The sequence below is a fragment of the Paenibacillus sp. FSL R7-0189 genome, from assembly GCF_037969925.1.
Taxonomy (GTDB): Bacteria; Bacillota; Bacilli; order Paenibacillales; family Paenibacillaceae; genus Paenibacillus_AQ; species Paenibacillus_AQ odorifer.
Window position 1 is genome coordinate 5666404 of the sequence record NZ_CP150223.1, and the last position, 13598, is coordinate 5680001.

15 protein-coding genes and 1 riboswitch are annotated in these 13598 nt (G+C 43.8%); of the genes, 14 read left to right on the plus strand and 1 reads right to left on the minus strand.

The window, feature by feature from the left end:
• Positions 1 to 36: 36 nt before the first annotated feature.
• Both MKY63_RS24840 and murB read left to right on the plus strand, forming a co-directional pair.
• The gene (locus MKY63_RS24840; protein WP_036687549.1) at positions 37 to 837 is read left to right on the plus strand and encodes an ABC transporter ATP-binding protein; all 801 of its coding nucleotides are present in this window, start codon (positions 37 to 39) and stop codon (positions 835 to 837) included.
• A 152-nt stretch (positions 838 to 989) separates the two neighbouring features.
• Complete coding sequence (murB, locus tag MKY63_RS24845) at positions 990 to 1901, plus strand: UDP-N-acetylmuramate dehydrogenase (protein ID WP_076106777.1); 912 nt, start codon at positions 990 to 992, stop codon at positions 1899 to 1901.
• Positions 1902 to 1964: 63 nt separating this feature from the next.
• Here murB and MKY63_RS24850 read toward each other — a convergent pair whose 3' ends face one another.
• A complete protein-coding gene (locus MKY63_RS24850) occupies positions 1965 to 2300 on the minus strand; it encodes a hypothetical protein (protein ID WP_036687547.1) in 336 nt (111 codons plus the stop codon).
• Positions 2301 to 2565: 265 nt separating this feature from the next.
• A riboswitch (PreQ1 riboswitch) is annotated at positions 2566 to 2609 on the plus strand.
• A 163-nt stretch (positions 2610 to 2772) separates the two neighbouring features.
• On the opposite strand from MKY63_RS24850, the gene queF reads away from it, so the two are divergent.
• From queF to MKY63_RS24910, 12 genes are all read left to right on the plus strand, one after another.
• Positions 2773 to 3246, plus strand: coding sequence for a preQ(1) synthase (gene queF / locus MKY63_RS24855; protein ID WP_036687775.1), 474 nt, complete (start codon positions 2773 to 2775; stop codon positions 3244 to 3246).
• 29 nt (positions 3247 to 3275) lie between these two features.
• Complete coding sequence (gene queC, locus MKY63_RS24860; protein WP_076316483.1) at positions 3276 to 3938, plus strand: 7-cyano-7-deazaguanine synthase QueC; 663 nt, start codon at positions 3276 to 3278, stop codon at positions 3936 to 3938.
• Positions 3938 to 4420 carry a 6-carboxytetrahydropterin synthase gene (locus MKY63_RS24865; protein WP_036687544.1) on the plus strand — a complete coding sequence of 161 codons (483 nt, stop codon included), beginning with the start codon at positions 3938 to 3940 and terminating at the stop codon, positions 4418 to 4420. The genes queC and MKY63_RS24865 overlap by 1 nt, the downstream gene beginning before the upstream one ends.
• On the plus strand, positions 4413 to 5135 hold the full coding sequence (queE, locus tag MKY63_RS24870) for a 7-carboxy-7-deazaguanine synthase QueE (protein WP_339810141.1): 723 nt from the start codon (positions 4413 to 4415) through the stop codon (positions 5133 to 5135). The genes MKY63_RS24865 and queE overlap by 8 nt, the downstream gene beginning before the upstream one ends.
• A gap of 135 nt (positions 5136 to 5270) precedes the next feature.
• A complete protein-coding gene (locus MKY63_RS24875) occupies positions 5271 to 5792 on the plus strand; it encodes a cysteine hydrolase family protein (protein ID WP_036687540.1) in 522 nt (173 codons plus the stop codon).
• Entirely contained in the window at positions 5793 to 6611 is an 819-nt protein-coding gene (locus MKY63_RS24880) for a VanW family protein (RefSeq protein ID WP_076142194.1), read from the plus strand.
• Positions 6612 to 6692: 81 nt separating this feature from the next.
• Positions 6693 to 7829 (plus strand): zinc-dependent alcohol dehydrogenase, encoded by a 1137-nt coding sequence (locus MKY63_RS24885; RefSeq protein WP_076142193.1) that lies wholly within the window; start codon positions 6693 to 6695, stop codon positions 7827 to 7829.
• A 142-nt stretch (positions 7830 to 7971) separates the two neighbouring features.
• Positions 7972 to 8886: a DMT family transporter gene (locus MKY63_RS24890; RefSeq protein ID WP_036687536.1), complete on the plus strand. Its 915-nt coding sequence runs from the start codon at positions 7972 to 7974 to the stop codon at positions 8884 to 8886.
• 32 nt (positions 8887 to 8918) lie between these two features.
• Positions 8919 to 9764 (plus strand): class I SAM-dependent methyltransferase, encoded by an 846-nt coding sequence (locus tag MKY63_RS24895; RefSeq protein ID WP_076099090.1) that lies wholly within the window; start codon positions 8919 to 8921, stop codon positions 9762 to 9764.
• A gap of 224 nt (positions 9765 to 9988) precedes the next feature.
• Positions 9989 to 11488 carry a sugar ABC transporter ATP-binding protein gene (locus MKY63_RS24900; protein ID WP_036687534.1) on the plus strand — a complete coding sequence of 500 codons (1500 nt, stop codon included), beginning with the start codon at positions 9989 to 9991 and terminating at the stop codon, positions 11486 to 11488.
• Positions 11489 to 11559: 71 nt separating this feature from the next.
• Positions 11560 to 12513, plus strand: coding sequence for an ABC transporter permease (locus tag MKY63_RS24905; RefSeq protein WP_036687770.1), 954 nt, complete (start codon positions 11560 to 11562; stop codon positions 12511 to 12513).
• Between the two features lie 60 nt (positions 12514 to 12573).
• On the plus strand, positions 12574 to 13554 hold the full coding sequence (locus MKY63_RS24910; RefSeq protein ID WP_076143590.1) for an ABC transporter substrate-binding protein: 981 nt from the start codon (positions 12574 to 12576) through the stop codon (positions 13552 to 13554).
• Positions 13555 to 13598 lie beyond the last annotated feature (44 nt).

Sequence of the window (13598 nt, forward strand, 5' to 3'; positions counted from 1 at the left end):
CATAGCTCCATAAAACTTTTAAGGGAGTTGTAGATCATGTCAGAACGTTTGAATACAGAAGAATTAAGTATTGGGTATGCAGAGGCTACTATAGTTAAAGGATTGAACTTGTCTATCCCTACGGGAAAAATCACTGCACTAGTAGGTGCTAACGGCTCCGGTAAATCTACAATCCTCAAAACGATGGCCCGGATTATGAAGCCGAAGAGTGGCACCGTAATGCTGGACGGCAAATCGATCCATAACTTTTCAACTAAAGAGGTTGCTAGGCAGCTAGCGATTCTACCGCAGAACCCAACGGCTCCTGACGGTCTGACGGTATCTGAGCTGGTCAGCTACGGTCGTTTCCCTCATCAAAAGGGATTTGGCACGATGACCGCTGAGGATCGCAACATCATCTCCAACGCCATCTCTGTTACGGGCATGGAATCTTTTCATGATCGCCCTATTGACCGTCTCTCAGGTGGACAACGTCAACGCGCTTGGATCGCTATGGCGTTAGCTCAAGAAACAGATATTTTATTCCTTGACGAGCCTACAACGTTCCTAGATATGGCGCATCAGCTCGAAGTTCTTCAACTTTTGCAAAAGCTGAATGAGGAAGAGGGCCGTACCATTATCATGGTCGTGCATGATTTGAATCATGCTACTCGTTATGCGCAGCATATGGTAGCGATTAAGTCCGGTACTGTGGTTAGCGAAGGCTCACCTACTGAGGTTATGACACCAGATGTATTGCGGGAAGTGTTTGGAATTGAAGCGGATATCGTTCCGGATCCACGTACGGGTGTGCCACTGTGTCTTCCTTACGAGCTTGCTGCCTATAAAGCTGTGTAATTTTATCATCTAAAATCATACAACGAACAGGCTCCCGTCATTGACAAGGGAGCCTGTTCGTTGTTACAGTTGTGGTTGCCTACAATTTCATAATAACTCTTTAAAATAGATCAAGGACCATCATTTATACATGGTTAAAGGAGCATGAAAACATGAATATTGACAAAATTCAAGATGACCTAGAGCAGTTAATGACTGCAGGAATAGTGAAAAGTCATGAGAATTTAAAAGATCACGTGTACACTAAAATGGGCGGCAAAGCTGATATTTTGGCTGCACCAGCTACTTATGATGAAATTCAAAAGATCGTTACATATGCAGAACAAAATGGGATAACCCTTACGGTACTTGGGAATGGCTCCAATGTGATTATCCGTGATGGAGGTGTACGTGGGATCGTTCTGCAAACGGCAGGACTGACCGAAATGGGAATTCGCGACAATCTCTTATATGCGCAATGTGGTGCCAAAATAATTGATGTTTCCAGATATGCACTTGATAAGGAGCTTACGGGTCTTGAATTCGCCTGTGGCATTCCAGGAACAGTCGGTGGAGCACTTTATATGAATGCAGGTGCTTATGGCGGCGAGATCAAAGATGTCCTGCATAGTGCACTAGCTATAAATAAGAACGGGCAGTTGGTAACTCTGCAAGGAGATGAGCTGCAATGGGGTTACAGAAAAAGCGTGTTCGCAAGCGGTGAGTACATTGTACTTGAGGCCAAATTTGCTATGACTTCCGGTGATGTTTTAACGATCAAGGCAAAAATGGATGAACTAACTTATTTACGTGAATCGAAGCAACCGCTTGAGTATCCATCCTGTGGGAGTGTATTTAAGCGGCCTCCAGGCCGTTTTGCAGGTCAGTTAATTCAAGAGAGCGGCTTACAGGGTACAAGAATCGGCGGTGCTGAGGTATCCAAGAAGCATGCGGGATTTATTGTGAATGCAGATAATGCAACAGCCAGTGATTACATCGGGCTAATCCACCATGTAAGAGCGACTGTGAAGGATAAATTCGGTGTAGAGCTGGAAACTGAAGTGGAGATCATTGGAGAAGAATAAATGATAAGCAAAAAGAGCCCACAATCGCTGTGGGCTCTTTTTGCTTATCATAATCATGTTCGTTTAATCTACTGAAAGGGTGTAATTAGCTCTGTCCGTAGTTATTTCTGCCTTGCGGTCGGCTAAGTCTACGATTTGAAGACCTTCAACAGCTAAATCATAAGTGGATTGTGGCAGGGATACCAGTTCACCATCGGCGTTAAGTGTGCTGCCGAAACCTCTTAATATCAGTGCACTTCCAAGATATTCATCAATAACATCGTCTGCACTCCGGAAATCTACGGACTCTAAATTGAAATGAACTTTATCCAAATCACGAAGTTCTTTCTTTTCAATTGCGATTGTTTCATTCAAATGATTGTTAAGCCAATCCATAAGCTGCTGTATACTTTGTTCCATAAAATGCTCCCACCCTTAGCTCGAAGATTATTATGAATAAGTTACCCTTTTCTTAGGATTTGAATCCTTTTTTTTGCCACATTTTAATTAATCATATGAATAATTCATGTGATTAAAAAGAAATTCACGATCAAATGGCATTGTTTTTGAACTTCATAAACTCTACGTACGTAAAGAGTAGAACTTGTCAGGAGCGGGCTACCCATGGTATAGTTCAAGACGCAATATGCTTTATGCTTTAAGAAGAAGTCTGCACTAAAGTTGTGCAGGAGAGGTTCGCGAACTCCCTCTATAAAAAACTAAGAATATATTAAACAGTACAAGCGGTTGCTGTCCTTTATCCGGACGTTGCTTCCGTTTCTTCTTAGTGGAGCCAAGTTTTCGAAATCTCGTTCTTCTTTCCATTACCGGCCAAGGCCGAAGGAAAAGAGAGGGGTTTTTTGTCGTGTCAGAAGGAAGATTGAAAGAGGAAATGCAAGAAGTTACTTTGCTTGGTAATCAGGGAACACAGTACAAGTTTGGTTATGATCCAGACATTTTGGAGGTGTTTGATAACAAACATCCCGGACGTGATTATTTTGTTAAATTCAACTGCCCTGAGTTCACTAGCTTGTGTCCTGTAACGGGTCAGCCGGATTTTGCCACGCTGTATATTTCGTATATTCCTGAACAAAAAATGGTGGAATCCAAATCATTAAAGCTGTATCTGTTTAGCTTCCGCAACCATGGTGACTTTCATGAGGACTGTGTCAACATTATTATGAATGATCTGATCTCATTGATGGATCCGCGTTACATTGAGGTATGGGGCAAGTTCACTCCGCGCGGAGGCATTTCAATTGATCCTTATTGCAACTATGGAAGACCGGGTACGAAGTATGAGGCGATGGCGGAACACCGCTTAATCAATCACGACCTCTATCCAGAAAAAGTGGACAACCGCTAAATTCCAACTTGTGATAAGGAGAGATTCATATGAACAAAAAAGCACTCGTCGTATTCAGCGGCGGACAAGATAGCACCACTTGCCTGGTTTGGGCATTGCAGCAGTATGAGGAAGTGCAGGTAGTTACCTTCAACTATAATCAACGTCATGCGGCTGAAATCGAAGTTGCAACTGAGATAGCAGCTAAGTTTAATGTGAAACAGCATATTCTTGATCTGGGGCTGCTTAATCAGCTGGCACCCAATGCACTTACCCGTCAGGATATAGATATCGTGGCTGGGGAAGGGGATGAGCTTCCAAGTACTTTCGTCGATGGACGGAATTTGTTGTTTTTATCTTTTGCCGCAATATTAGCTAAACAACTGGGGTACTCCCATATCGTCACTGGGGTTTGCCAAACGGACTTTAGCGGTTATCCGGACTGCCGTGATGTTTTTGTGAAATCATTGAATGTTACGCTGAACTTATCTATGGACTATGAGTTTGCGATCCACACTCCCCTAATGTGGCTGGATAAAAAAGAAACGTGGAAAATGGCCGATCAACTGGGGTATTTTGATTATGTTCGCGAACACACACTGACCTGTTACAACGGTATTATTGGCAGTGGCTGCGGTACTTGTCCAGCCTGTCAGTTGCGTCAGCGGGGTCTTGAGCAATATGAGGCAGAGAGAATGGAGGCCGGCTCTTAATGCTTAACGAGGTTTCAGTCTGCAAAATATTTACGTTCGATGCGGCACACCAGTTAGTGGGACACAAAGGGAAATGCAGCAATCTGCACGGACATACTTATAAGCTCGAAGTAGTGCTTAAGGGCAAACCTATGGCCGCGGAAGGCCACTCGGATGAAGGCTTCGTCATTGATTTCAGCGATATCAAAATGACAGTACAACAAAGCCTTGTAGATCGTTTAGATCACGCTTTTCTTGCTATGGGAAATGAACCTGTGTTAGAGACGTTAACGAATACGGGCTCCAAAGTAGCCTTATTGTCTTTCCGCACCACAGTGGAGAATATGTCTTCATATATTGCCTACAAGCTTAAGCAAGCAGGATTGCCTTTATACTCGGTAAAGCTATGGGAGACTCCAACCTCTTGGGCAGAGGTGCTGGCTGAAGATGTTCCGGATGAAGGGCCATCCTACCGTTTGTATGGAGGCTGTGACTGTGAGTAAGATTCCTGTAACTGAAATGTTCGGTCCAACTATTCAAGGCGAAGGTGCGGTAATTGGAGTGAAGACGATGTTTGTCCGCACCTATGGCTGCGATTATCGCTGCGGCTGGTGTGACTCCGCTTTTACTTGGGATGGTACGGCTAAGAATAAGGTTCGCATGATGGAAGCAGAAGAAATCATAAATGAATTATTGGCGTTAGCTGGAGATAATTTCGACTGTGTTACGATTTCAGGCGGTAATCCTGCCTTGATTGGTGAAGGAATGGGTACCTTCATCAACCTGCTTCATGAGCGTGGAATAAAAGCAGCGATAGAAACTCAGGGGAGTAAATGGCAGGATTGGTTCAATGACGTGGATGTGCTGACAATCAGTCCTAAACCTCCAAGCTCAGGAATGACAACGAATTGGGAAATGCTAGATAACATCATGAGTAAGATGGAGAAACTGGGTCGTTCTACGCATAGCTTGAAGGTCGTAGTGTTTGATGATAAGGATTTTGATTATGCGAAAAACGTTCACCAGCGATATCCGAATGTGCAGCTCTTTCTGCAGCCTGGTAATGATGATGTCACGGAAGAGGGCAACATTTCTGCTCGACTTCTGGGAAGGCTGGAGTGGTTGTTTAATAAAGTAATCGTGGATTGGGATATGAACAAGGTTCGTGTACTTCCACAGCTGCATGCATTGATCTGGCATAATAAGCGTGGCAAATAAAAGATTGATGAAATCGTCCGGGTATCTGCTTACAGATGCTCGGTTTTTATTTTTAACATTTGTAACTTCTAGTAGGTAGATAGTCTGTCCCAGTTTCTGGTATGATTTTGAAAAAAGCTCTTGGAGGTTATTCATTTGGAACAATCAACAGCATTATTAATTATCGATGTTCAAGAAGCCATGTTCTCCTATGAACTAAAGCTGTACGATGAAGAGGGTGTGATGGACAGGATTGTCTCCCTTCAGCAAAAAGCTCGATTAGCAGGTACTCCTATTGTGTATATTCAACATACCGAAGATGAGGAGTACACAAAAGGTACACCCACTTGGCAGATCAGTCACCGCATCACACCGCAGGAAGGCGAAGTTATCGTTGAGAAGCCTACTTGGGATGCTTTTCACCGAACGGAATTGCAAGATGAACTCCAAAAGCTCGGGATCACGAATCTGGTGATCTGTGGGATGCAAAGTGAATTCTGTCTGGATACGACAATAAGACGCGCATACAGCATGGGATATAAAAGTGTACTGGTTTCAGATGCTCATAGCACCTTTGATAATGGGGTTCTGAGTAGTAGGGAGATCGTAAAGCATCATAATGCGATAATTGGAGGTAGATTCGCCCAGTTACGAGCTGAAAGCGAGGTTCAGTTCTAGATGAATACACCCCAGGCTGCCATGAAGCCTATTCAGCGTTCTCGCCTTAGATTGTTTGCTGGCAAACGATATTTTATTTGGAAAAGATATTTGAAATGGTACACTGGACGAAGCAAAATAGCGAAGCAGCGTACGGATGAAACATTATCTTATGCAGCTATGACTCATGCTACCCCGTTATTAAGAAGTCTTCGGAATGTAGATATGCTGCTTCAATACAATAAAATTACTAACTTACGGCTGGCAATTGCGAAGCTGGATGGACTTGTTGTGCAGCCGGGGGAGACTTTTTCCTACTGGAGAAGTATTGGTAAGCCCACTAAACGAAAAGGGTATCTGGAGGGTATGGTGCTGCATTATGGTGGTTTTCATTCCGGGGTTGGAGGAGGCTTATGCCAGTTGTCTAATCTGATCTATTGGATGGCACTGCACACACCACTTACCGTTATGGAACGGCATCGTCACAGCTATGATGTATTTCCAGATGAACAACGTACACAACCTTTTGGAAGCGGGGCGACCTGTTCTTATAACTATTTGGATCTTCAATTGAAAAATAACACCGCTCAAACGTATCAACTAAAGCTCTGGCTGGACGATAGCCATTTACACGGGGAATGGAGATGCAATGAGCAGGCGCTTTATGATTATGAAGTATACGAAAGTGATCATAGGATTAGTCTAGAGCCTTGGGGCGGATATATACGCAGTAATAAGATCAGTCGAAAAGTATATACCCGATCTGGAGATCTAATTGGAGATGAAGCTGTAACTGATAATTACGCACTGATGATGTATTCTCCGCTTCTTCATGGATAAGAGGTTAGGGCTTAGGGATATAACATAGAAAGGTATGATCGTTATATCTCTAGACCATCTCCAAAGGAGCGGATTAACAGCATGAAAGCACTAACCTACCAAGGGAAGAAAAAAGTGGAAGTTAAAGAAGTAGCTGATCCGAAGCTTGAGAAAAAAGATGACATTCTTGTTCGGATTACCACTACGGCGATTTGTGGCTCGGATCTGCACATTTATAACGGAGAAATTCCAGGTATGCATGATGATTATGTTATTGGTCATGAGCCGATGGGGATTGTTGAGGAAGTGGGACCTGACGTAACTAGAGTCAAAAAAGGTGACCGAGTCATCATCCCCTTTAATGTCGCCTGTGGGCAGTGTTTTTTCTGCCAGCATGAGATGGAGAGCCAATGCGACAATGCTAATGACGCCAAGGACACAGGCGGTTATCTTGGTTATTCCGATACTTATGGCGGTTTTGCTGGCGGACAAGCTGAATTGCTGCGGGTACCTTATGGTAATTTTGGGCCTTTTGTAGTTCCGGAGGATGCAGAAATGGAAGATGAGAAAATTCTTTTCTTATCTGATATTGTGCCTACTGCTTGGTGGGGAGTAGAAAGCGGGGGAGTGAAGCCGGGAGATACGGTCATTGTTCTCGGCTGCGGGCCCGTGGGACTGCTAACTCAAAAGTTTGCCTGGATCAAAGGAGCCTCTAGAGTCATTGCTGTTGACCATATCGGCTACCGATTGCAACATGCGAAGCTGACCAATAATGTTGAAGTTTATAACTTCGAAGAGATCAAGGACATTGGGGCTCATTTGAAGGAGATCACTCATGGGGGCGCAGATGTGGTTATTGACTGTGTGGGTCTAGATGCCAAAATATCTGCCTTGGAGAAAGTGGAAACGGTTCTGAAGCTGCAAGGGGGCTCGCTCAGTGCATTCAGAATGGCCGCGGATATCGTACGTAAATTCGGAACCATCCAGCTTGTAGGGGTCTATGGACTTAATTACAATATGTTCCCGCTGGGTCAGCTATTTGAACGAAACATCACATTAAAGATGGGACAAGCGCCGGTGATTCACTATATGCCGTTGCTGTATAAGATGATTAAAGAAAATAAATTTGATCCTACAGATATCATTACGCATCGCCTGCCAATTAGTAAAGCGGAGCATGGCTATGACGTTTTTAGTGAGAAAAAAGAAGATTGCATCAAGGTTGTTCTGAAGCCGTAGCCTTTTAAGAAGCATGAGCTTTCGTCAGAAATGACATTGCTTGTGCTTTTTTTAGTGAAATCTTATGAAAAAAGATGCATTTTTTCACGGTCTGCGTTAAATTAACATAAGTGACTTAAGATATTGAAAGGACGCGTAACATGTGAAACTTAAAAAACCGCCACTTCCGATTCCACTATTAATGTTGATAGGGATTGTGGCCATCTCTTTTTCCGCCATTTTTATTAAATGGTCTGATGCACCTGCATCTATACAAGGCATGTACAGATTATTATTTACCTCACTGCTGATGCTGCCTTTTGCAAGACCCTATAGTGGAGCTGCTTTTGCTCTTCGTAAAAAAGACTGGCTAATGCTCATCCTCTCAGGCGCAATGCTTGCGCTGCATTTTTTGCTATGGATGGGATCATTAAAGTATACTTCGGTAGCTAGTTCAACAATGATCATGGCGCTGGAGCCTGTATTTATTATGCTGGGTGTTTATTTTTTGTATAAGGAAAAGACAGCTCTGTCTGCTATTCTAGGGCTTGGCATTGCAATTGGCGGTGTCGTGTTTATCGGCTGGGGTGATATTGGAATCTCTGCAGATAATCTTAAAGGTGATCTATTATCGGTCGGAGGCACTGTGGCGGTAGCTATACATATGCTGATCGGTCAAAAGCTAGTGGTGCGCATGCCCTCTTATTTATATAGCTTGATTGTCTTCTTGTCAGCCGCTGGCGTGTTCGCCGTATACAATCTGTTCATGGGGATTTCCTTTTTTAATTATCCGGCCAAGGAATGGGGAATCTTTGTATTGTTAGCAGTGGTGCCAACGGTGTTTGGCCATATTTTGTTTAATTGGTTACTACAATATGTATCTGCGACTACGGTTTCAATGAACATTTTAGGAGAACCAGTGGGTGCCAGTATCTTAGCGTATTTACTCTTGGGTGAACAGCTAACAACCTTACAATGGGCAGGTGGGCTGCTCGTTATGATTGGACTCGCAGTATATTTGTACGCGGGAAGAAGGAAAACTATCCGGATGGCTGATGCCATTCAGAATGCTTCATAACAGATATTTTACACATAAAGGGGTAGTAATGGATGGAAGAGCAGAATCAATATTCAAATAATCAGGCAGAAAAAAACGCTGTGCCAACAAGCGAAGAGCTTTGGAACGAAGATACTTATACCGCTTGGGTAACTCGGTTTGGTACACCGTCAGAAGCAGCTGCAAAATTAATAAAGGAACCAAGTGCAAAGCTTTACCCGCTCCTTTCTTTTTTTGGAGAGGTGAAGGGGAAGAAAATGATGAATTTAATGGGCTCAAACGGAATGAAGGCCGTGGCACTCTCATTACTAGGTGCGGAAGTAACGGTTGCTGACTTCTCGGAAGCCAATGCGCGATATGCGGCTGATCTTGCCCAAGAAGCAGGGGTACCACTAACCTATATCGTCTCAGATATTCTTAAGCTACCAGAAGACGTCCTTGACGGTTCATATGACATCGTCTTCGCGGAGTTAGGAATTGTTCATTACTTTACTAACCTTACACTATTCATGGAAACAGCTCGCCGATTGCTTTCTCCTGGAGGCGTATTTGTACTCCGCGATTTTCATCCGGTAACGACCAAGCTTATTTCCTCAAAGGGATCTACTGCGAAGGTACGCAAACACAAAGTAAACGGAGATTATTTTGACTCATCATTGGAAGAGAAGAAGGTATCCTATTCCAAGTATTTGCCTTCCACAGGTACACCAGCAGGTGAACAAGAGCATAGTGTTGTGTATTGGCGCCGCTGGACACTCGGAGAAATTGTAACCGCTGCAGCTAATAGCGGACTAGTGATCCGCCAATTAGTAGAAGAACCTAATCTATCTTCCGACGTGTATGATAAGGGAATTCCTAAGACCTTCACATTGGTGGCTGGAAATGGCGCAAGCCTGTAAGAGGGATCGCTGACATGTGATTTTTAGGGTATAACATTTGTGCTGAACTGAGGTGCTCTCGGTTCAGCTTTTTTTTGTGTAAAACATAAAATTTTAAACTTTTTTACGGAGATTATTCCATTACAATGGCAACTTATAGGGAATACAATGATTTTACATTCCGGATTGAAAGCGATTACTTTAAGGGTTAATGCATTCTCAAAGAATTTGAGGTGGATATCAAAATGAACGAAGTGTTGCTTCGTATGGAGGGAATCAACAAGTTTTTCCCAGGTGTTCATGCTTTGAATGAATGTCAATTTGAGCTGAAGCGTGGAGAAGTTCATGCGTTAGTAGGAGAAAATGGCGCTGGCAAGTCTACCCTTATGAAGATTGCGACAGGTGTCTATTCCAAGGATGCTGGTCAAATGTGGTACAAGGGAAATGAAGTGCAAATTGTTAATACCCGTGAAGCACAGGAGCTTGGAATTAGTATCATCCATCAGGAATTGAATTTAATGCCTCATCTTACGGTCGCCCAGAACATTTACATTGGACGAGAGCCGCGAAAAGCTCTGAAATGGTTCGTTGATGATTTAGAGATAAACCGAAAAGTTCAGGTTTTGTTTGATCAAATGAATCTGAAGCTGGATCCCAGAGTTTTGGTATCAGATCTGACAGTTGCTAATCAGCAAATGGTTGAAATCGCTAAAGCCTTGTCTTTCCAAGCCGAGGTATTGATCATGGATGAACCAACCGCCGCGTTAACAGATACAGAAATTAACGAGTTATTTCGAATGATTGAGCAGCTACGAGATAAAGGTGTGGGAATTATTTATATCTCTCACCGCATGGATGAATTGAAGCGAATTACAGACCGCATTACAGTTATGCGCGATGGTTGTTATGTAGATACCGTTCGTACCGATTCAATAACGATTGATCAGATCATCAGCATGATGGTTGGACGTGAATTATATCAAACGTCGAAACCAACGATTGCGAAACAGACTCAGCAAGTTGTCTTAGAAGTTCGGAATCTTTCTAGAGGGCATGCGTTCAAGGATATTAGCTTTCATCTGTATAAAGGTGAGATTTTGGGCTTCGCTGGTTTAATGGGAGCTGGACGTACCGAGGTTGTTCGTGCCGTATTTGGTGCCGATCCCATCGATGAGGGTGAAATTATGCTCCATGGAAAATCGGTTCGTATACGTCAGCCACATCAAGCGGTACAGCATGGTATTGGGTATTTGTCCGAAGACCGTAAACGTTTCGGACTGCTTGTGGATATGGATATCAGCATGAATAATGCGATTGCCTCCTTTTATAAATTCCGTAATTCATTTGGCTGGATGAAGGAGCGGGAGATGCGAAGCTCAGCGGAGCAGCATGTTGAAGCGCTAGCCACCAAAACTCCAAGTGTAGGTCAAAAGGTTAAGTTTCTGTCCGGAGGTAATCAACAGAAAGTGGTCATCGGCAAGTGGTTGACTAGAGACTGTGATGTACTCATCTTCGATGAGCCCACACGAGGTATTGATGTAGGCGCGAAAAGTGAAATTTATAAGCTGCTGGATCAGCTTGCGAGTCAAGGGAAGGCGATCATTATCATTTCTTCAGATCTTCCTGAGATTCTAAGAATGAGCCATCGGATTATCATTATGTGTGAAGGGCGTATAACAGGAGAACTCCCCGCAGAAGAAGCATCGCAGGAGGCGATTATGAAATATGCGACGAAACGTTCATAACTGTTCAAGAGTTAACCGGAGGTGTCAGGACTATGAAGATCGCGGATAAAGAGATTAGTCAGCCAGCGGGTATGAAGCAAACGGGAGGGCAATCCGGATTCAAACAAAAATTATTGGCATTTGCCAGTCTGATCATATTGGTCATCGTATTCTCTTTATCCTCCAGTAACTTTTTTCAATTCTCAAATCTTGTCGGAATTCTAGTTTCTACAGCTGTAATCGGAGTATTAGCGCTTGGAGCTACCTTTGTTATTATTACGGGTGGCATCGACCTCGCTCTGGGTACTGTAATGACATTCTCATCTGTTATGGTTGGAGTCATTATTACCTTCTGGGGTCTGCCCGTCCCGTTAGGTATTGTAGGTGGGATTCTGGCTGGAGCACTGTGCGGCTTTATCAGCGGTTTGATGGTGGCGAAGATGAACATTCCACCCTTCATCGCCACTCTGGCGATTATGATGGTCACCAAAGGCTTGTCGCTTGTCATTACAGGAGCCAAACCCATTTATTTCAACGATGATCCGATCTTCGCCAAGATCGCTATGGGTAAAATGATCCCCGGTATACCCAATACCATCGTTATCTTCTTATTACTCGGTATGATCGCAAGCATAATCTTGTCTAAGACGATTATTGGGCGTTACAACTTCGCGCTTGGCAGTAATGAAGAAGCTACTCGCTTATCAGGTGTGAACACAGTCAAATGGAAGATTATTATCTATTCCATTACAGGGATCTTTAGCGGAATCGCAGGTATCCTGATGGCATCACGTTTGAATTCAGCACAGCCATCACTGGGCACCGGTTATGAACTAGAGGCTATTGCGGCAGTGGTCATTGGCGGAACTTCCTTAAGTGGAGGTGTAGGTTCTATTCTAGGCACGATTATTGGCGCACTGATTATGAGTGTGCTGACGAATGGCTTGCAGATTATGTCCGTGGCTCAGGAATGGCGGACGGTCATTGTCGGTGTTGTAATCATCATTGCGGTTTACGCTGATATTCTACGCCGCCGTAAGCAATAAACTTGGTATGATCTCCATCCGGAGTGATATACAAAGCAAATGACGAGGGGGAAGATTCAAATGAAACTGCGTCGTAGAGGGTTTATCATGCTTGCCTGTCTGTTATTAGTCACTACATCGCTGAGTGCATGTAACAACAATGATAGTAACAAGAGTGCATCCGGTTCAGACAAACCGTACATTCCAGTCATATCAAAAGGTTTCCAGCATCAATTCTGGCAAGCGGTGAAGCAAGGAGCGGAGAAAGCTGCTAAGGAATTTGATGTTGAGATTACCTTCGAAGGTCCAGAAAATGAGAGTCAGGTGGATAAACAAATTGAGATGCTGCAAACAGCTCTCGACAAGAAGCCAGCAGCAATTGCGCTAGCCGCACTAGACAGCAAGGCTGCGATTCCTTATCTAGAAAAGGCAAAGGAAAATAAGATTCCGGTCATCGGCTTCGACTCTGGTGTAGACAGTGATATCCCTGTAGCAACAGCAGCGACTAACAATAAAGCAGCAGCTGCTTTGGCCGCAGATAAAATGGCTGAACTGATTGGCAAGAAAGGTAAAGTGGGCCTTGTCATACATGACCAAACGAGCAGCACAGGGCAACAGCGTCGCGATGGCTTCTTGGAACAAATGAAAGCAAAATATCCGGATATTCAAGTGTTAGAGCCGCAATATGGGGGTGGAGATCAGTTAAAGTCCACAGACCTTGCGAAAGCGATGATGCAGGCAAATCCGGATCTGAAAGGAATCTATGGCTCTAACGAAGGTTCTGCTGTAGGTGTGGCTAATGCAGTAAATGAATTGCAAATGAATGGTAAGATCGTAGTCGTCGGCTTTGACTCTGGCAAGCAGTTGATGGATGCTATCCGCAGTGGTGTTGTGGCTGGCGCTGTTACACAAGACCCCATTGGTATTGGCTATCAAGCTGTGAAGGCAGCTGTGCAAGCGATTAAAGGGGAAGCGGTTGAAAAGAACATCGACACGGGGTTCCACTGGTATGATAAAAACAATATGGATTCCGATGAGATCAAACCTCTACTATACGAATAGAGTTTAATAATAGAGGTTGCCTCACGCAGGCGGCCTCTATTATG

Excerpts from the sequence above, each read along its gene's own strand:
- MKY63_RS24840 (WP_036687549.1), top strand. The coding sequence starts at position 37 with ATGTCAGAACGTTTGAATACAGAAGAATTAAGTATTGGGTATGCAGAG.
- murB (WP_076106777.1), top strand. The coding sequence starts at position 990 with ATGAATATTGACAAAATTCAAGATGACCTAGAGCAGTTAATGACTGCA.
- MKY63_RS24850 (WP_036687547.1), bottom strand. The coding sequence starts at position 2,300 with ATGGAACAAAGTATACAGCAGCTTATGGATTGGCTTAACAATCATTTG.
- queF (WP_036687775.1), top strand. The coding sequence starts at position 2,773 with ATGCAAGAAGTTACTTTGCTTGGTAATCAGGGAACACAGTACAAGTTT.
- queC (WP_076316483.1), top strand. The coding sequence starts at position 3,276 with ATGAACAAAAAAGCACTCGTCGTATTCAGCGGCGGACAAGATAGCACC.
- MKY63_RS24865 (WP_036687544.1), top strand. The coding sequence starts at position 3,938 with ATGCTTAACGAGGTTTCAGTCTGCAAAATATTTACGTTCGATGCGGCA.
- MKY63_RS24880 (WP_076142194.1), top strand. The coding sequence starts at position 5,793 with ATGAATACACCCCAGGCTGCCATGAAGCCTATTCAGCGTTCTCGCCTT.
- MKY63_RS24885 (WP_076142193.1), top strand. The coding sequence starts at position 6,693 with ATGAAAGCACTAACCTACCAAGGGAAGAAAAAAGTGGAAGTTAAAGAA.
- MKY63_RS24895 (WP_076099090.1), top strand. The coding sequence starts at position 8,919 with ATGGAAGAGCAGAATCAATATTCAAATAATCAGGCAGAAAAAAACGCT.
- MKY63_RS24900 (WP_036687534.1), top strand. The coding sequence starts at position 9,989 with ATGAACGAAGTGTTGCTTCGTATGGAGGGAATCAACAAGTTTTTCCCA.
- MKY63_RS24905 (WP_036687770.1), top strand. The coding sequence starts at position 11,560 with ATGAAGCAAACGGGAGGGCAATCCGGATTCAAACAAAAATTATTGGCA.
- MKY63_RS24910 (WP_076143590.1), top strand. The coding sequence starts at position 12,574 with ATGAAACTGCGTCGTAGAGGGTTTATCATGCTTGCCTGTCTGTTATTA.